General features: G+C 70.8%; 7 protein-coding genes and 1 pseudogene. 5 read left to right on the forward strand and 3 right to left on the reverse strand.

Annotated elements, in window-relative coordinates:
• The first annotated feature begins 157 nt into the window (after nucleotides 1–157).
• From AB0P17_RS37485 to AB0P17_RS37495, 3 genes and pseudogenes are all read left to right on the forward strand, one after another.
• Nucleotides 158–4,912: an FkbM family methyltransferase gene (locus AB0P17_RS37485; RefSeq protein ID WP_365818474.1), complete on the forward strand. Its 4,755-nt coding sequence runs from the start codon at nucleotides 158–160 to the stop codon at nucleotides 4,910–4,912.
• Nucleotides 4,905–9,149: an amino acid adenylation domain-containing protein gene (locus AB0P17_RS37490; protein ID WP_365818476.1), complete on the forward strand. Its 4,245-nt coding sequence runs from the start codon at nucleotides 4,905–4,907 to the stop codon at nucleotides 9,147–9,149. Before AB0P17_RS37485 ends, AB0P17_RS37490 begins: the two co-directional genes overlap by 8 nt.
• Nucleotides 9,146–13,612, forward strand: a pseudogene (locus AB0P17_RS37495) (amino acid adenylation domain-containing protein); the annotation flags it as partial. The gene AB0P17_RS37490 and the pseudogene AB0P17_RS37495, both read left to right, overlap by 4 nt.
• A 339-nt stretch (nucleotides 13,613–13,951) precedes the next feature.
• Here the strand turns inward: AB0P17_RS37495 and AB0P17_RS37500 are convergent.
• Complete coding sequence (locus tag AB0P17_RS37500; protein ID WP_365818492.1) at nucleotides 13,952–15,205, reverse strand: PHP domain-containing protein; 1,254 nt, start codon at nucleotides 15,203–15,205, stop codon at nucleotides 13,952–13,954.
• A gap of 307 nt (nucleotides 15,206–15,512) precedes the next feature.
• Here AB0P17_RS37500 and AB0P17_RS37505 point away from each other — a divergent pair, with 307 nt between their 5' ends.
• Nucleotides 15,513–15,896, forward strand: coding sequence for a hypothetical protein (locus AB0P17_RS37505; protein ID WP_365818478.1), 384 nt, complete (start codon nucleotides 15,513–15,515; stop codon nucleotides 15,894–15,896).
• 445 nt (nucleotides 15,897–16,341) lie between these two features.
• Here AB0P17_RS37505 and AB0P17_RS37510 read toward each other — a convergent pair whose 3' ends face one another.
• Together AB0P17_RS37510 and AB0P17_RS37515 are read right to left on the reverse strand one after the other, a co-directional pair.
• The gene (locus tag AB0P17_RS37510; RefSeq protein ID WP_365818480.1) at nucleotides 16,342–17,235 is read right to left on the reverse strand and encodes an isocitrate lyase/PEP mutase family protein; all 894 of its coding nucleotides are present in this window, start codon (nucleotides 17,233–17,235) and stop codon (nucleotides 16,342–16,344) included.
• Nucleotides 17,236–17,260: 25 nt separating this feature from the next.
• A complete protein-coding gene (locus AB0P17_RS37515; RefSeq protein ID WP_365818482.1) occupies nucleotides 17,261–17,827 on the reverse strand; it encodes a TetR family transcriptional regulator in 567 nt (188 codons plus the stop codon).
• 202 nt (nucleotides 17,828–18,029) lie between these two features.
• Between AB0P17_RS37515 and AB0P17_RS37520 the strand changes: the two genes are divergently transcribed.
• The gene (locus AB0P17_RS37520; protein WP_365818484.1) at nucleotides 18,030–19,526 is read left to right on the forward strand and encodes an aldehyde dehydrogenase; all 1,497 of its coding nucleotides are present in this window, start codon (nucleotides 18,030–18,032) and stop codon (nucleotides 19,524–19,526) included.
• Nucleotides 19,527–19,653 lie beyond the last annotated feature (127 nt).

Below are 19,653 nucleotides of genomic sequence, written 5' to 3' on the forward strand. Positions count from 1 at the left end.
ACCGACACTCGATCACCCCGGCGATCTGGTGGCGCACCCGACGGAGGTCGGGCACGCAACCGAACCAGAACGCAGCAAAGGCACCGCAACGTTCCGCTAGCTCAGCAACAGGTCCCGCAACGTTTCGCCATCCCACGTCTCGACTGGAGTAATCCTCGTGACCGGTCTGACGCACCACCTCCGCGACGCCGCGCGAGCCGAGTCCGGGCCGCACATGGTCGGTTCGCCGGAGTCGTTACGGCGCATTCTCGAGTGCACCAACATCACAGATTCGCGGCCGTTCCCCACGAGCGCCGGCAACCGCACACCGCCGTCGACGGACATCGCCGTGTTTCTAAGGACAGTGTTCGCTACCGTACTGGCGCTGAACTTCAGTCCGGTGGAGCCTCTTTCCGTAGCTTTCACAGAATCCGGACTCGGGTCACTGCAGCTCGCCAATTTCCGGATAGCCCCGCAAGCTGCTCTCGGTCATCAGTGCTGGGAACCGCGGGCCCTCTCTGGGACAGCCAGCGGCGTGCTCGATGAACTACGCCAGTTGATTGAAACCAGTGTCACTCCAGGTTTCGTTCTAGCCGCCCCCGAGACGGCGATCGGGACGGAACTTCTAGCCGACCTCCCGCTGCGCTGCGTGGCTCGGATGACAGACAACGGGGTGATGTGGTGCCTTGACGCACGTCGGGAGATCGCCGACGAGGCGCTGCTGGCCGCCCTCGCCGGACAAGCGAGCAAGTTGATACAGGCAGCGGGCGAGGATCCGGACGTGACGCTCGGGGCTATGGTGCAGGGCCTTCGTCAGGCCACGTTCGAGATCCGGGTGGTCGCTCCGGGTCGATACGCAGAGCTCGAGAACTTGTTGTGTGCCTGGGGCGGGGAGATCGGCCTGCCTCTCACCGTGCGGCGCGCAGAACGGGAGGACACCCAGGTCCATGAACCGGTGGCGAGCCTGTTGCAGCCGTGGGGCGCCAACGTCATGGTCGTCGCGCGTGACCTTACGGGTCTGAGCCCCCTGCACTCAGTGGCCGGCCCGTCCGACAACGGGGGCCTGAGCGGACAGCTCCCCGACGGGAAGGCGATCGCGGACCTCCATCCGAACGAGACCCGCGAACTCTTCGACGAAATCGTGCTGCGCTCCCGCTACCTGCGAGGTGGCGTCGAGATCCACGATGGCGACCTGGTGGTGGACGTCGGCGCGAACATCGGCCTGTTCACCCTGTATGCCGCCGCGCAGGCCACGGATGTTCGCATCCATGCCTTCGAGCCCGTTCCCGCCGCAGCCGAGGCACTGGAGGCCAACGTGCGCGCCTACGGTATTCAGGCGCATGTGGAGAGGTCGGCGCTCGGCCGCCATGTCGGCGTGTCCGCGTTCACGTACTACCCGCAGTCGTCCCTCCAGTCCGGGCTCTACACGGATCCGGATGTCGACGAGGCGATCATCCGCGGGTACGCCCGCCACCGGGCGGGCGACCTCCCAGTACATCTGTCGTCCCAGGACATCGCGGATGCCCTCGCTCCGGAGCTGCATGGACGGCTCTCGGACCGGCAGCAGCTGACCGTTCCGGTGCTGCGTCTTTCGGACTGGATCCGCGACCGGGCGGTCGGCCGGATCCATCTGCTGAAGGTCGATGCAGAGCGGGCCGAGGAGGATGTCCTTGCGGGCATTGACCTGGAGCACTGGCCGTTGATCGACCAGGTGGTCGTCGAGGTCCATGACATCGCCGGGCGGGTCGAGAGGCTGCGTGCCCTGATGGCCGGGCACGGCTTCGACACGCTCGTGGAGCAGGACGACCTGTTCGCTGGCTCGGAGATCGTGATGCTCTACGCGTGGCGGCCGCAGCGCGGGGCCCAGGCTTCGGCCCCGTGGGCCGCCCGGCAATGCGAGGAGGCGGAACGCTGGTCGGAGCTGTCCTCGCTGCCGGTGGTCGTCACGGTGGCGCCAGGCATGCCAGGGGCGGACATCGAGCAGGTGCGGCGGGAGGCGGTGGCGCGCGGTCTGGCGTGGGCGCCACCGCCAGCCGACGGTTCGGTTCTGGTGTGGGCGGAGGCGGTACTGCGGCGGGTGACGGCCGGGGACCGGCCGGTGGTCAAAGCCGTGCTGGTGGACGCGGACAACATGCTGTGGGGCGGGGTGTGCGGTGAGGTCGGACCGGAGCACGTCGACGTCGACGGCCCGTTCCGTCTGGTGCAGGAGTTCGTTTCCGAGCAGGCCCGGGCGGGGCGGATGCTCGCGCTGTGCTCGCGTAACAACCGCGCCGACCTGGAGGCCGTGTTTGCCGCGCGCCCGGACATGCCGCTGTCCCTGGGCGACTTCACGTACGTCCACGCCTCGTGGGGGGCGAAGTCCGAGGCGGTCGCGACGATCGCCGACGAACTCGGCTTTGCCGTGGAGAGCCTGGTGTTCATCGACGACAGCCCGGCCGAGCGGGCGGAGGTGGCCCGTCACCACCCCGGTCTGACGGTCGTGGAGTTACCGGACGACCCGCAGGGCTTTCTGGAGGCATTGCAGGCTACCTGGCAACTGGTTCTGGACACTCCCACCACTGCGGAGGACGGTGCCCGTGCCCGCGGGTTCGCTCAGGAGGCCGAGCGCAAGATGGTGGCGGCCCGGTCCACCAGCCGCGGCGCGTACCTGCGCGAACTCGGCCTCGTGATCGACGTCGTTGATGCCGCAGTCGGCGACACGGACCGGATCAGTCAACTGGCTGCCCGTACGACCCAGTTCAACGTAGGCCTGCGCCGCCACACTCCCGCCAGCGTACGTGCGCTCATCGCCGGCCCTGCAATGACCGTGACCGTCCGGGTCCGGGACCGGTTCGGTGACTACGGACTGGTCGGCTTCGCGTCGGCCGCCGCCGTGGACGGCGTGCTGCGGGTCGGTGACTTCTTCCTCAGCTGTCGGGTCATGGGCCGCAACGTCGAGTGGTACCTGCTGCGGGCACTGGGGCAGCGGGCCGTCGCTGCTGGCCTGACCGGCGTCCGGCTGGAGGCAGTCACCGGAGGGCGCAATGTGCCCGCGCGTGCCTTCGTCCATGCGGCCCGCGCGCGTTTCGCAGGGGATGGGCAGGGCGAGGAAGAGCTACTGGACGCGGGCGGCCTCGCTCTGCTCGACTGGCAGCTGATCGACACCCCGCAGGCCCCGGCGCCGACTCGAGCCGACGTGCCGGCGCCCGGACCGGCACGGGCTTCGCGGGTGCGCTGGCCCGTCTCGGCCGCACCAGCGCGGCAGGCCGCCGCTACGGCCCTTCTCCCTTCCACGCAGCGGGAGCTGTCCACGGTCTACGTCGCCCCCGAGACAGCGACCGAACGGCACATCGCCGCCGTGTTCGAGGACGTCCTGGGCATACAGCCGGTCGGCGTGGTGGACGATCTGTTCGCGCTGGGCTGCGATTCGCTCACCGCGGCGGTCATCTGCGCCCGCCTGCGCCAGGACGGGCTTGATGTGGCGCTCGCGGACCTGCTGCGCCAGCCCACTGTTCGGGAGGCTTCCCGTCTGGCGCACCCGGTCTCGCCGACCGGGCCCGCCGCCGGGGACCTCCACCAAGCGGCTGACGACGACATTCCGGCGCCGGCGTCTCCGGGACAGCTGCGGATCTGGACTGCCGAGGCGATCGGCCAGGGCGGCAACGCCCAGCTCGTCCCGACTGCGTACCGCATCACCGGCTCCCTCGACACGGCTCGGCTGCGCGAGGCCTTCACGCTCGTCGTCCACCGCCACGGGGCACTGCGCACCGCGTTGGCCGAACACGACGAACTGCTGCGTCACCGCCTTCTGCAGCCCGCCGGCTTCGACCTCTCGGTCGTCGACCTGACCGGGCTGTCGCAGGGGCGCCGCGAGGAGGAAGCCGACCGCGTGGCACGGCAGTTCTTCGCCGCTCCCTTGGACCTGGAGCAGGACACCATGATCCGGGCGACCGCGGTCCGTCTGGACGCGGAGGATCACCTGCTGCTCGTTGTGGTGCACCACAGCGCCTGCGACGGCTGGTCGATGGATCTGATCCACCGCGACCTGAGCGCCGCATACGCTGATCCGTCCGCGCTCGCCGGCCTGCCGCCGGCGCCGTTTGCCGACTACTGCCGCACGGTGGCCGACCGCCACCGGCGTGGCGAGTTCGACGGCGAGATCGCCCACGTCCTGGCCGCGGTGGGCGCCGTCCCGGCCCGGCCGTGGTCCACTGGGAGCGGCCAGGACGTCTGCCCGCGCCACCTTCGGTTCGCCCTGGGGCTGGACGTGGTGCGGCGGGTCCGTGCGACGGCACAGGCACACGCCACGTCCCCCTTCCACCTCTATCTCGCCGCCTACCAGCTGCTGCTGGCTGCCGCAACCGGCAGCGAAACGGTGGTCAGCGGCGTCCCGGTGGCCAACCGCACCGATCCGGCGTACGCCGAGACCGTCGGGTTCTTCGCCAACCTGGTACCGGTGCCACTGCGGGTCGACTGGTCCGCCACCATCGGCAGCCACCTCGCCGCCGCCCTGGGGGCCAGCGGCGAGGCACTGGACCACGCCGAGGTGCCCTACGGGCTGCTCACTCAAGGCCAGCCGTCCGCGGGAGGGCTCTTCGACAACCTCTTCACCCTCCAACCGCCCCCGGAACACGCTCTTGACCTGCCCGGCTGCGCGAGCGCATGGGCCGAACCGGCCCTGTGGCCGCTGCCCTTTCCTCTCATGCTCGACCTCCAGGAGCACCCCGGCGGCGCGAGCGGCCTGCTCCGTAGCAACGCCCATGCCGTGATGCCGGCGAGCGCCGAATGGATCGCCGAGGCCTACCCCCTGGTCGTCACCGCGGTGTGCACCTTGCCGGGCCTGCCCCTGGAACACCTGCGCGCCGTACTGCGGCCGCCGGACCCGGATGTCCAGCAACTCGTCCAAGCGCGGCTGCGAACCCTGACCGGACGGGAGTCCGCTTCCGATGTCTGACACCCCCACCTCCACGGCCCCCACGTGGGAGATCCATCCGTCGATTCAGGGCACGCGCCGCCCCGCCACCGCTCCCCAGCACCTGCGCGCCGCCACGCTCGGCACCGCCCGGCTGCGTCTTCGCATCTGCGGTGACGTCGACACCACGCGGCTGCGAACGGCCACAGAGCAGGTACTGAGCGCGCACACCGTGCTGCGCCAACGCCTTCAGTCCTCCGGCGCCGGCCTGGAGGTGCACACCGCCCAGCACACCATCGGCACGCCTGCGGCCGGCCGACCCGATGCCGTGCCGCTCGCCCGCCTGACGGCCAGTTCCGACGGCTTGTACCTTGAACTGCACCCGGCCGCAGGCGTGGTGGACGGCACGGGGCTGCTGCGCACCGCGCAGTCCATCGCCGCCGCGTACCGTGCCGCGGGCGATGCGATCGCGTCTCGTCCGGCGCCGGCGACGGTCGAGGCCTTCTTCGCTGGCCTGCTCACCGATCCCGAAGGAGCGCCCGGCCGCACCTTCTGGCAGAAGCACCGCCCGCTTGGCGCCGGCGACATCGCCCGCGCCTTGGCGCTGCGCCCGGCGCCGCCAGGGCAGTACCGGTCGAGCGTGCCGGTCCGGCTCGACGGGACGGCCCTCGGCGGCCTGCGGACCCTGGCCGGCGCCGCGGGCGGCAGTCTGAGCGGGGTCGTGCTGACCGCGTGGCGCCTGCTGCTCACCCGATTGGCCCCGGAGGAAAACGGGGCGCTCGCCCTGTTCGTCTCGGGTCCGACCATCCAACTCCCGCACACGATTGGGGTGCTGGGCCGCTACGTGCCGGTCCCGGCCGTGCCGGAGACGCCCGCCCGGCTGCTGGCCGACCGGGTGCGGGACACCGCCGAAGAGGTGGCCCGGGCCGCCGACTACGGGGACTTCTTCGCCGCTTCGGGAGCGGAGGAGGCGTTCACGGTCGGCTTCCGTCACCTCTCCGCCCCGGATGTACTGGCCCTCGGGCCGGGTGGGCACGCGGTGATCGAGGCCGTGGACGCCCCGCTCGACCGCATCGCCGTCGAGCTGCACTCCCTGCGGCGCGGACGCGACCTCGATCTGCACGTGAGCGTGGACACCGCGGTGGCCGGCCCGGACGTTGCCGTCCGGCTCGCGGACTGGCTCGGCCAGCTCCTGGCCCGGATGGCCCAGCCGTCGGCCCCTGTCCAGTTCACCTGCGACATCGCCCGTCTGCCGGCGGCCGACAGCCGCCTCACCGGCCCCGAACGTCCGGTGCCGGCCGTGACGGTGCTGGACGCGTTCGACGTCCAGGCCACCCGTACGCCCGACGCGTGTTCGGCCACCGACGACCGCACCACCGCGAGCTACCGGCAACTGCAGGCCGACAGCACCACCCTGGCCGGCCGACTGGCGGCGGCCGGCGTCGGTGACGGCGACCTGGTCGGCGTCCTGATGAGTCGTCGGGTGGGGCTGCTGACCGCCCTGCTGGCGGTGTGGCGGTGCGGGGCCCGCTACGTCCCGCTCGACCCGACGCTGCCACCGGGCCGTATCCGCACCCTGCTGGGCGACGCCACGCCCCGGCTGCTGCTGACCGACGCCGACACCGCCGATCTGCCCGCCCTCTCGGACGTCGACGGGCTGACCGTGCTGGACGTCGACAGCGCGGTGCGGGAGGCATCCCCCACGGTGAGGTCCACCGCGGCGCCTTCCGGTTCCCGCTCGCAGGGGACCGCCTACCTGATCTACACCTCGGGGTCGACCGGCCGCCCCAAGGGCGTGCCCATCACGCACGCCGCGCTGATGAACTACCTACTCTGGGCCGGCGAGCGCTACGACACCCCGGGCGGCAGCGGCACGGTGGTCCACTCGTCCATCGCAGCCGATATGACGGTGACCAGCCTGTTCCTGCCGCTACTGACCGGGCAGTGCGTCACCCTCGTCCCGTCCAACGACCTTCACGCCCTGGCCCAGGTCCTCGCCGGGCTACAGGACCTCAGCCCGTTGAAGGTGACCCCGGGCCTGCTACGGCTGCTTCCCCAGCTGCTGACCGGCGAGCAGATGGCGCACTCCGTGCGGCATCTCGTCGTCGGCGGCGAGCAGTTGACCGGTCCGGCGTTGAAGGAGCTGGACGCCCCCGGCCTCTTGGTGACCAACGAGTACGGGCCGACCGAGGCAACCGTCGGCTGCACCGCCCACACCGTCCGCCTCGGTGAGGCGGTGCCCGATCCCGTGCCGGTCGGACAGCCCGTGTGGAACACCACCATCGAGCTGCGCACGCCGGGCGACGACGACCTGGTGCTGCCCGGCTGTGTCGGGGAACTGGTGGTTCTCGGCCCACAGGTGGCCGACGGATATCACCACCGCCCGGAGGAGACCGCCGCCCGCTTCATCACGGCCGACGGCTCCCGCGCCTACCGCACCGGTGATCTGGCCCGCCGTCGCCCGGACGGCCAGCTGGAGATGCTCGGGCGGATCGACCAGCAGGTGAAGATCCACGGGTACCGCGTCGAGCCCGGTGAGATCGAGGCCACCCTCACCCGCGACCCGCACATCGCGCAGGCCGTCGTCCTCGCCCATCCCTCGCGGAACGACGGCTCGCCTCTCCTCGCCGCCTTTCTCGTCGCCGCACTGTCCGCGGATCCCGCGTCCGTCGTCGAGCGGGCCCAGGCGCTGGCGGCCGACGAGCTGCCCTTCTACGCGCGGCCCGACCGCTACCTGGTTCTGCCCGAGCTTCCGCTGCTGCCCGGCGGGAAGACCAACCGCCAGGCCCTCGCGGCCATGACCCCCGCGGCGGAGGGCGGCCAACTGCTTGACTGCGGCGACCCAGCGGCGGACCTGCTAGCCCGGTTGTGGGAGGACATCCTGGGCCGTCCGCCCGCGAGCGAGGCGGCGAACTTCTTCGCGGACGGCGGCAACTCCCTCAAGGCCGTGTTCTTCGCGCGCCGCGCCCAGCGCGAAGGCCTGCCGCTCACCGTGCACGATGTCCTGCAGCGGCGCACCCTCGGCCAACTCACATCCGCCTGCCACGCCGCGGCCGGCACCGCCGAGACCAGCGCAGCCGCCGCTCCCGGTCCGATTCCCCTCTCCTGCATCCAATCCGCCGTCCTGACCGCCCGCGCCGACGCCGACCAGTGGACGCTGCGCTACCTGGACGACGCGCCGCACGCCGTGGTCGACCCTGCCCGGCTGGAGGCCGCGCTCGCCGTCGTCGTACGGGCGCACCCGGCGCTGCGTTCCGTCTTTACCCGCACCGAGTCAGGCTGGTCCGCGAGCCTGCGGGCGCCCTCGCCCGTCCCGGTCGGCCTGCTTCGGCTCGACAGCGTCCGCACGCCGGCCGAGCAGGAGAGGCTGCTGCGCGGCCGCTTCGTCGAGGCGGAACAGCAGCTCCACCTGGCGGGTCCGCTCGTCAGCCTGTTCCTGATCCAGGACGGGGCGTGCCGCGCGCGCATCGCTTGGGTCGTCCATCATCTCGTCGCCGACCTGGTGTCCCTGCAGATCCTCACGGAGGAGTTGTGGCACGCCTACGATCATCCGGCACCGCATGGGCTGCTACGCGACGACGGCTATCTGGCCTGGCTGGCTGCCGCGGGCGCACGCCCCAGTCCCGTCCTCGCCGCGGACTCCTGGACATCCGAGTCACGGTGTACGACAGCCAGCCGTCCCGGCCCGCGTGCGTGGGAGGCTCTCGTCGCGGCCCAGCAGCGGGGGCCCCGGTGGCCGGTCGCCCTGCTGGCTGGTGCCCTGCTCGCCGCGCTGGCCGACGTCCGCCCCGATCTCCCGGCCCGTGTGTGCGTGGAACTTCACGGCCGTGACGTGCCCGGCCACGACCTGGTCTCGGCCGTGGGCTGGCTCACCGCTTTCCGTCCCCTTCACGCGCAGCGGACGCTTCTGGCCGACCCGCAGTCGCTGACGGCCGCTCTGCACGGCCAGCTGTACTCGTCCGTCCCGCCGGCCGGACCGCTGCCGCCGGTCGCGTTGAACTACCTCGGCGATCTGGCGCCGGGCAGCGACGTGGACCTGCCGGCCGTCGAGGCCGGCGTGGCGCTGTTCGGGCTGGAGGCCGTCTGCTTCACCCGGGCCGGGGTGCTCGAGGTCCGGTGGCGGGCGTGCCCCGGCTGGATGCCGGATGCCACCCTCGCCCGCCTCGCAGAGGCCTTCGCCCACCATGCCGCGATCGCCCCCGGGCCGCCCGACACCAGCGCTCTCCCGCAAAGCGACCTCGACCGGATCAACGCCGCCTTCGGAAAAGAGGGATCATGAAGGCCTCCATCGCCGCGCTCTACCCCGCCACACCCGCGCAACAGGGCTTCGTCCTGGGTACCCTGACCAGCCCGGGCACCGCCGTCTTCACCGAACAGACGATCTTCGAGCTGACGGGCGGGCTCGATGTCGCCCGGCTGCAGGTCGCGGTGGACGCCCTGATCGCCAGCCACGAGATCCTGCGCACCGGCTTCGCCTGGGACCTGGCCACCGACCCCTGCCAAGTGGTGCTGGAGGACGCGTCGTCGACCGTGAAGGTCCTCGACAGCAGCACCAGGACCGTGCCGCAGCAACAAGCGGCCCTGAGCGCGCTGGCCCGCGCCCAGCTCGTCGCCCCGTTCGACTTCAACCGGCCTCCGCTGCTCCGGCTGGCCGTGCACACGCTCGGCCCCGACCGTCACCAGTTGGTGTGGACCCACCACCACGCCATCCTGGACGGCTGGGCGCACCTGCTGCTCGTCACCGAACTCCTCCACCGCTACAACACCGGCGCGGCCCCCTCTCCCGGTCTGCGGACCTTCGGCGCGTACGCCGAATGGCTCCTGGCGCAGCCCCGCGAGACCGCCCGGTCTTACTGGACCAAGCAGTTGGACGGCTACGCGCCGCTGGCTCCCCTCGCCCTCCAGCCACCGGCGGACGGGACGGAGCAGGACCGCTTCGGCCAGCACACACGTGTCCTGCCCGGGCAGAGCTCGCAGGCACTCACCTCCTTCACACAGGCGCACGGAGTCACCGAGGCGGCCGCCCTGATCGCGTGCTGGAGCCTGATCGCCGCCCGCCACCGCGACCGGAATGACATCGCCGTCGGCGTGACCGTCTCCGGACGCACCCACTACCCCGACGCCGAGCGGGTCGCGGGCCCGCTGGCCACGACCGTGCCCCTGCGCACGCCGCCCGAGCCGAACGAGGCCGTCGGCACATGGGTCAGCCGCGTGCACGCCGACCTCGCCCACGCCGATCAGCACAGCGTCTGCTCCACCGCCGAGCTGTACACCTGGGCCAAGGTGCCCGAGGGGCAGGCGCTGTACGACAGCGTCGTCGCCATCGCCAACTACCCCTACGAGCCGCCCGCCGGCACGCCGGACGATGCCGAGGATGCGGGGCTCACCCTGGAGACGGCCGCGATCCGCGCCCTGGGCGGCCGCACCCGCCAGGCCCTGACGCTGGTCGTCGAACCGGCCGACGGGCTGCGGCTGCGCCTGGTCAACGACCGTGCCCAGGTGCCGGACGAGCAGGCCGACGCCGCGCTCTCCGCGCTGTGCGCCCTGCTGGCCCTCCTCACGCCGGGCACCGACGTCACCGTCGCCACTCTCACCGGCGCCCTGAGTCCTCTCGCCGTCTTCACCGAGCGCCCGCCCCAGACAGCCGCCGGTGTCTGTCACGACGACCAGCGCGGACGCGAGCCTGTCGTGAACGTCATCGCCGGGCACTTCAGCGAGCTGCTGGGCCAACCGGTCGGCCCCGACACCGACTTCCTCCAGGCCGGCGGCCACTCCCTGCTCGCCCTGCGCCTGGTCGCCGGTCTGCGCAGCGCCCTCGCCGTCGACCTCACCCTCAGCACCGTGTTCGAGGCCCCCACCCCGGCCCTTCTCGCCCGCCGGGTCCTCCAGCTCATCGCGACGGAGCCGGACGAACCGCCGCAGCCGCTGCCCGAACTGCCCGCCCTCAGCGAGGAGGACGATCAGCCGTTCGCCCTGACCGGGATCCAGCAGGCGTACTGGGCCGGGCGCCGCGACGACTTCGACCTCGGCGGCGTCGACTCCCACCTCTACACCGAGGCCGACGTCGCCGGCCTGGACATGGACCGGCTGGCCGCCGTCTGGCGCCGGCTGATCGAGCGGCATCCCATGCTGCGTGCCGTGATCACCGCCGACGGGCGGCAACGTACCCTGGCCGACGTCACGCCGTACGTCATCCGCAGGTGGGACCTGCGGCAGGCGTCCGACGCCGAAGGCGAGCTCCAGCGCCTGCGCGAGCGGCTGTCCCACCCCCGCCGGGACACGAGCGTGTGGCCGCTGTTCACGATCGAGGCCGCCCATCTGCCCGATGGCCAGACCACCCGCGTGTTCCTCAGCTTCGATCTGCTCATCGGTGACGCCCTGAGCTGGCAGATCCTCTACCGCGAAGCCCGCACCCTCTACGACCAGCCCGACGCCGAGCTGCCCGAACTGCACACGACGTTCGCCGCCTACACAGCCCACCAGCAGGCCATCACCTCCAGCAGCCGATACGCCCGCGACCGGGAGTACTGGCGCGGCCGGCTCACCGCGCTGCCCGCCCCTCCTTCTCTGCCCGTTCTCACCCGGGCCGCCCAGGACCCGGTCCGGTTCACCCGCGAGCAGCTCACCTACTCCCCCTCCGAGCTCGCCCGGCTGCGCGCGGTCGCCGCCGCCCACGGCATCACGCTGTCCGCGCTGCTGCTGGCGGCGTTCAACGAGACGCTCCGCCGCTTCACCAACAGCAGCCAGTTCCTGATCAACGTCACCGTCTACAACCGGACCCCCATTCACCCCCAGATCAACCACGTCGTCGGGGACTTCACCTCCACCGTCCTGACCAGCGTGGACCTGTCCGGCGCCACGTTCGCTGACCGGCTGCGCGCCCTGCAACGGCAGCTGTGGGCCGACCTCGACCACGCCACCTACGGCGGAGTGGAGGTTCTGCGCGACCTGCGCGACACGACGGGAACGGCCGCGGGCGCCCCGGTCGTGTTCACCAGCACCCTCGACCTCCACCTGCCCGGCACACCGCCGGAGCCGCTGCCCGGCACGATCGCCTACAGCATCGGCCAGACCCCGCAGGTCCTGCTCGACTACCAGACCTACGAGGCCGCCGGACGCCTGGTCATCAACCTCGACTCCGTCCAGGGGGCACTGCCGGACGCCTTCGTCCACGGCATGCTCGACGACCACGCCGCCGTGCTGCGCTGCCTGCTGGAGGACCCCACCGCCCCGCAGCGCCCCCGCCTCGTCATCCCGGACACACCGGCCACGCTGCCCACCGCACTGGGCGGCGACCAGCTGCTGCACGAGCCCTTCCTGGACCGCGTACGCACCCAGCCCGATCGGACCGCCCTCATCTGCGACGGCCGGCACTACACCTACGCCGAACTCCACGCCCGAGCCCGCGCCGTGGCCGGCCAGATCACGGCGGCCCGGCCGCAGGGCGAACTGATCGCGCTGGTCTGCGACCCGGGCTGGCAGCAGGCCGTCGCGGCCCTCGGCGTGCTCCTCGCCGGATACGCGTACGTCCCCCTGGACGCCTCCTGGCCCGAGCAGCGGATCACGGAGCTGCTCACCGCGACCGGCGCCCGCCTGCTGCTCACCCACCGCACCGCGGCCGGCCGCTGTTCCTGGCCCGAGCACACGGATGTCCTCGTCGTCGACTCCCCGCCCGCCCAGGCCGGGGACACTCCGCCGGACGGGGTACCGGCGCGGCCGCGCCACCCCTTCGATCTGGCCTACGTGATCTACACCTCCGGCTCCACCGGCGAGCCCAAGGGGGTGATGATCTCCCATTGCGGTGCGCTGAACACCGTCCTCGACGTCAACACCCGCTTCACCGTGACCCAGGACGATGTCCTGCTGGCCGTCTCGCCGTTCACCTTCGACCTGGCCGTCTACGACCTGTTCGGCGCTCTCGCCGCCGGTGCCACGCTCGTCGTGCCCACCCGCGAGCAGCGCTCCGACCCGGCCGCCTGGACGGAGTTGGTCCGCCGCGAGCGGGTCACCGTGTGGAACTCCGTCCCCACCCTCGCCAGCGTGCTGCTGGAGACCCTGTCCGCACACTCCGGGGCGCTGAACTCGGTGCGGCTGTGTCTGCTCAGCGGCGACTGGATCCCGCTCGACCTGCCCGACCGGCTCCGCGAGAACACCGGCGGATGCCAGGTGGTCAGCCTCGGCGGCGCCACCGAGGGCTCGATCTGGTCCATCCTGTACGAGATCGGCGACGTCGACCCCGGGTGGGCCAGCATCCCCTACGGCCGGTCCATGACCGGCCAGCACGTCGACGTCCTCGACGAGGACCTGCTGCCCTGCCCCGCGTGGACTCCCGGGCAGATCCACATCTGCGGCCACGGCACCGCCCTCGGCTACTGGGACGCACCCGAACTGACTGACGCCTCCTTCGTCTTCGACGGACGCACCGGACGGCGCCTGTACCGGACGGGCGACTGGGGGCGGCTGCAACCCGACGGCACCATCGAGTTCCTCGGCCGTCGCGACGACCAGGTGAAGATCCGCGGCTACCGCGTCGAGGTGCGCGAGGTCGAGGCCGCGGTGCGCGCGCTCGACGGCGTCGGGGAGGCCGCCGTGGTGGTCACCGGAGAACGCACCGACCGGCGCCTGCACGCCTTCGTCGTCTCCGGCCGGCCGCCGGCCGAACTGCGTGCCTCGCTCGCCGAGCGCCTGCCCGCCCACATGCTCCCGGCCACCCTCACCCCGCTCCCCGAGCTGCCCATGACCGCCACCGGCAAGATCGACCGGGCCGCGCTGGCCCGCGACGCTCTCCCCCTCGTCCCTCCCCGGGCCGTACCCGGTCCCCGCGAAGTCGGAGACGGAGAGCTGACGCGTCTCCTGCACGGGGCGCTCACCGCGCTGCTGCCCGCGCCCGCCGGCCTCGACGAGGACCTGCTGAGCATGGGACTGACCAGCATCGACGTCATCCGCCTGGCCAACACCGTGGAACATCACGGCGTACCGCGCCCCGATCTCGCATCGTTCTACCGCACGCCCACGCTGCGCACGCTCCTGAAGGACACCGGCAAGCCGGCGCCATCGGGCGGCGGGCGCGCGCCCGAGGCCTCACCGTGGAGCGGGTACCTTCAGCTCACCGGCCCGGACGAGCGATCCGCCTTCCGCGCCGCCCGTCCCGCCTACCCGGCCGCCCCCGCACGACGGATCCTTCCCGCCCCGCCCCCGCACGCACAGGACGTGCGCCAACAGCGTTTCACCCCCCGTGAGTTCACCGGCCAGCCGGCCACCGCCCACGCCCTGGGCCACCGTCAGGAAGTACGTGTCGAAGCCCAGCGCCCCGATGACCTCCAGCTCCTCGTCGAGCCGCTGGAGCGCGCGAGCATCGCGGTCCAGGCCCCGCCGGACCATGCCCGCCTCGCACCGCTCGCGCAGCAGCCGCGCCGCACCTCCCGGTCCGGGGGGCGCGCCCACGGTGTGCGGCTCCGGCAGATGCGTCCGCCCCAGCCCGAGGTCCGCCACCAGATCCACCCGGCACTCCTCACCGGTCCGTACGGTCTCCGCGACCAGGTCCCGCCCCCGCTCCGGGCCGGCACCGGCCGCCGCCGCGACCTGCTCGGCGAGCGCCGCCATGACGCCCGGCCCCTTCAGCCAGCGCTCACCCGGATCCAGCCGCCCGCGGCGCCGGAAGTCGACCGGCCGCAGCAGCCGCGCGGCATCGAGCACATCAGCCACCCGGCGCTGCGCCGGGACCGCGTAACGCACCGCGTTGCTCAGCACCGCCGTGATCCCGGTCCGGTCCGCCAGCTGCACGGTGCGCGCGGCCAGCCGCAGCGACCCCGGGCCCGTCCCGACCAGCCCGTAGTAGACCGCCTCCAGCCGCAGCGACGACCCGAACACCTCCCGCCACGGCCCCAGCAGCCGCTCGGCAACATCGGGGCGGCCCCCGGCGAGCGCGCGTACCGGCTCCGACACCGGCCCCAGCAGCACGGTCAACCCCCGCGTCCCGAAGGCCCGCAGAGCGTCCCAGCCCACCACCGGCACCCCGCCCGTCGTGCGGATGTCGGCGTGCGCGGACGACACCAGACGGCACAATCCCGCCCACCCGGCCCCGTCCCGGGCCAGAAGCGTCACCCGCAACGGCGCCACCGGCACATGCGCCCCGCCCCGCACCGACGACCGCCGCGTCTTGCCCCGCAGCCCCGGGCCGGGGGCCTCAGACGGGGCGACCGCCATGTCGACCCCGAGAACCGGCCGTACGCCGTGCTCGGCGCAGGCGGTCGCGAACCGCACCACCCCGCCGACGGTGTCCCGGTCGGTCAGCGCCAGCGCGCCCATGCCCAGTTCGGCGGCCCGCCGGACCAAGGCCTCGGGGTGCGCGCCGCCATAGCGGGCCGAGTAGCCCGAGGCGACATGCAGATGAGTAAAACCGCAGACTGCGGGAGCACCGCGACGTCACCGCCGACCACCTCGCACCTCCTCTCCCGAAACCGAACTCGTACAATAGTTCGAATCATGCTGCGCTGCGAACAGTAGGGACCGACCCCCGCCCCCTCGCTCGCATGTCGACCCAAGGGCGGAAGGAGTGCGCTCACCTTCCGGCTGGTTGCGGTCAGTGCCCATCAATGCGCCGCGCATCTAACTCCATTCGAACGGACATATCATTCCGCCCGTGACCACGTACGACTTCCCCGACGATCTCCGTGACGCCCAGCTGCGTCTTCACCAGGCCGGCGCCGCGTACCGGGCGCTGTGCCGGACCCTGCCCTGGTCCGCCGAGCCGGCACCCGGGTGGGAGGGCGACAAGCAGCCCTACACCGAGTACCGCACCGGAAAGCCCGACAGCCCCGGCTACACCCCGGAGCAGAAGTCGGAGGAGGCGCGCCTGCGCGGCGAGGTCCTCCAGCTCTCCATCGCCGTCTCCACGCATCCGTACTGGCGGACCCTGAAGGCCGGCACCACGGTCGATGCCCGGATGGCGCTCAAGCACATCCACGACCACGACCAAGCGCTCACCGGCACCGGTACGGACGACCGGTCGCTCCAGAGCGTCTGACCGCGATCCGCCCAGCCGATGCTGAGGCGGCCGGACCGATACCGGCCCTTCGGGCCGGCCTTCTCGCTCTGCCTCGTTGATGCGGTCGATGAGGTTGTCGCGGATCTCCACCAGACGGCCTCGCTGGGAGGGGGCGGGGCGCAGGAGTGAGCAGCGGAGACTTGCCGAGCCACGTGCGAAGGCGCGAGAACCAACGGACAGCCGGACTCCCGCGAAGCTACCGGACTGATCATCCCGGCGACGCTGACCAGGCTCCCCATGTACTCGTCCGAGTACCGATTCGTGTACTTGCCTCCCACCTTACACTGCTTCCTCTGGAACCTCAGATCCCAGTTTCCAGGTGTCCACGATCAAGGGGAAGCTTCAGTGATCTGATTTCCCCGCAGGGGCCTCCTGTTCGTCACTCTTCCGGAGGTCCCTGACGGAGTCGTGGGGCGGTGCCGGTTCAGAAAACTCCCTCGCATCGCGCTTCGAAATCCGTGTACTCGGCCAGATGGACGGCTTCGAGGATGGCCATGGGGTCCCCGAACGGGCCTTCGGGCTCAGGGCAGAGACCGGTCGCGTGGAGGCCGGACAAGTGCTCCTTGATCGCATTCGCCGCCACACTCAGGGTGGTGGCCGCGGTGGTGACAAGGGATATCCCCGCTTCCCCCATGTGCTCGAAGGAGTATCCGGCGGGGATGGTCCCCATCCCCATGACCGGTCCGTCGACGCGTGCGGCGACGGACCGCATGAGGTCCATCTGTGCCTCCGGGGTCAGCGTGCCCCAGCCGGGCTCGGTGGCGTCCAGCAGCATCGGCATGACCATGTCGGCACCGGCCTCGATGTACCGGTTGCAGCGTTCGATCACCTCCTCGACACCGAGACCGTCGGCATCCGTTCGAGCGATGATGGCGAAGTCCGGGTCCGTCCTCGCGGCGCACGCCGCCTTGACCCTCTGGAGGGCGTCTTCCGGGCTGACCACCTGCCGTCCGGCGAGGAGCGGGCACCGCTTGGGGCTGGTCTGGTCCTCTATGTGCATGCCGGCGACGCCCGCCCGCTCCAACTCGTGGACCGCGCGACGTATGTTGAGAACACCTCCGAACCCCGCCTCGCCGTCAAGGATGACCGGAATATCGACGGCGGAGGTGACCCGCGCGGCATGCTGAGCGAGTTCGGTCAGCGTGAGGATCCCCAGATCAGGGGCCCCGAGTTGGGTCGCTTCGACGCTGAAGCCAGACAGGTAGGCGGCCCGGAACCCGGTGATCTCGATCAAGCGCGCGGAGAAGGCGTCATAGCACCCCGGCGCGAGAATGGGGCCCGCGCTCAGCAGCTCACGGAAACGCTTTGTTCTTGTCACGTCAGACATCCTGATCCGAATGCGCTCACCGGGGAGCGAAGAGCCGTTGGACTGCCGTCGCCAGGCTGGCGCGGCGCCGTTCGTGGTCGGCGACGGGGTCGTCGCCGCTGGCGGTGTAGGTGACGCTGATGGGCGCCCAGGTCATGGCGAGTCCGACGAGGAGGTCGTAGGCATCGGCCGCGGGGAGCGACGCGTCGAGAACTCCACTCCTCTGGCCCTCGGCGATGACCGCGACCTTCGGGGCGGATGACGCCGACAAGATGAGGGGCCCCGTAGGAGAGCGTTCGAGCCGCGCCCAGGCGGCCAACCGCAGCAGACGGGGACTCCGTACATAGGCGTCGTACAGCCGGGCGGCATAGTCGGCGACGCCGTCGGCGGTCAACGGCACAGTATCGGCAATGTCGTTGACGAGCTGCCGCAACACCTCGTCAAAAAGCTCCTGCTTGCTGGCGTGGTACGAGTACAACTGCGCCTTGCTGACCTGCGCGGCGGCCGAGATGCGATCCACTCGCGCACCGGCGAGGCCGTGCTCGGCGAACTCGGTGGCCGCCGCCTCCAGCAAACGACGACGACTGGCTTGGGCTCTATCCATGGCGCCACTATAAACGAACTGGTTCGTTTGACACTGTTCCCGTCCGTGGCTACGGTCGCAGCACAAACGAACCAGTTCGTTTTAGGGCCTCGCCCATCGTCGCGACCCGGCGCCTCTCGGTGACGCCGGGGCGGCGAGCGTCGGCCGCGAACGGTTCCCGCAGGTCTCGTCACATTCACCAAGAAGTTCGGAGGGCTCGGTAATGGCAACCTTTTTTGACGGAAAAGTTCAGGTAGCGCACCCCGACAGGCATTACATCGGCGGTGAGTGGATACCGTCGAGTTCCACCTCGCGCTTCGATCTCATATCGCCGACGACGGAGGCGGTAACGGGTCAGGTGGCGGCGGCCGGCGAGGTCGATGTCGACCGCGCCGTGGCGGCGGCTCGTGACGCGTTCGACCAGGGCCCCTGGCCGCTGATGAACCCCGCCGAGCGGAGCGAGTACATCACCAAGCTCGCGGAACATCTGCGGGGCAGGATCGAGGAACTCGCGCACGCGTGGACGGGCCAGATCGGCGTGGCCCATGGCTACGCCGCGGTCGGCTACGCCATGGCGGTCGACTTCTTCGAGGCCCAGGTGAAGACGGCCGCTTCCTTCCCATGGGAGGAGCAGCGCCCGACTGCGTATCCGGACAGCATCGCCCTGGTGCGCCAGGAGCCAGTCGGTGTCGTGGCCGCAATCGTCCCGTGGAACGCGCCGTTCTTCTCGACCGCGATCAAGGTCGCCCCGGCCCTGATGGCAGGGTGCACCGTCGTCCTCAAGCCGTCTCCGGAGACCCCTCTTGAGGCGTACATTCTCGCCGAATGCGCCGAGGCAGCCGGCTTCCCGCCGGGCGTGCTGAATGTCATCGCGGCGGACCGCGACGCTTCCGACTATCTCGTACGACAGCACGGGGTCGACAAGGTCAGCTTCACGGGCAGTACCGAAACCGGTAAGCGCATTGCCGCGGTCTGCGCAGATCGGGTGGCCCGTGTCGGCCTCGAACTCGGCGGAAAGTCACCGGCGATCGTGCTGGAGGATGCCGATATCGACCAGGTCACCGACGTCATGGCGTCGAGTCTGTCCGAGGTCAGCGGTCAGGTCTGCGTCAATATGACGCGTTATCTGATCCCCGAGAGCATCAAGGATGAATTCATCGCCTCGATGGTCCGGAAGCTGGAGAAGATCACGGTCGGAGACCCGTACGCGCCGGAGACGACGATGGGACCGCTGGCCACTCGTCGTCAGATCGAGAAGGTCGAATGGTTTGTCCAGAAGGGACTTGAGGAGGGAGCACAGCTCGCCACAGGTGGCAAGCGTCTGCCGCATGCGACCGGCTACTACTTCGAGCCCACGCTCTTCGTCGACGTCGACAACATGTCCACGATCGCACAAGAGGAGATCTTCGGCCCGGTGGCCTGTGTGACCACCTACCGGGATATCGATGACGCCATCCGCTTGGCGAACGAATCGAAGTTCGGTCTGGCCGGCGCCATCTTCACCAACGACAGCTCGGCGGCTTACCGGATCGCGAGCGCCGTCAAGGCCGGCAGTCTCGCGCAGAACGGACTCAAGCCCGATTTCAGCATCGCACATGGTGGATTCAAGCAGTCCGGCGTAGGCCGGGAGGGCGGCGAGGAAGGTCTGAAGTCCTATCTGGAAATGAAGACAATCGTTCTGGACGCCTTGCCGGAGGCCGCTGCCGGGGCCTCTTCGTAACCGGTCAGTCGACTGGTGTGGGGGGGGGGGGGGGGGGGGCCCGCCCGCCCCCCCCCCCCCCCCCCAACAGAATATTATTTGTGATAGGTAAAAATAAAAAAAAAAAAAAAAAAAAAAAAAAAAAAAA

Source organism: Streptomyces sp. NPDC088124 (assembly GCF_040685895.1).
Classification (GTDB): domain Bacteria; phylum Actinomycetota; class Actinomycetes; order Streptomycetales; family Streptomycetaceae; genus Streptomyces.

Excerpts from the sequence above, each read along its gene's own strand:
- AB0P17_RS37490 (WP_365818476.1), top strand. The coding sequence starts at position 4,905 with ATGTCTGACACCCCCACCTCCACGGCCCCCACGTGGGAGATCCATCCG.
- AB0P17_RS37515 (WP_365818482.1), bottom strand. The coding sequence starts at position 17,827 with ATGGATAGAGCCCAAGCCAGTCGTCGTCGTTTGCTGGAGGCGGCGGCC.
- AB0P17_RS37520 (WP_365818484.1), top strand. The coding sequence starts at position 18,030 with ATGGCAACCTTTTTTGACGGAAAAGTTCAGGTAGCGCACCCCGACAGG.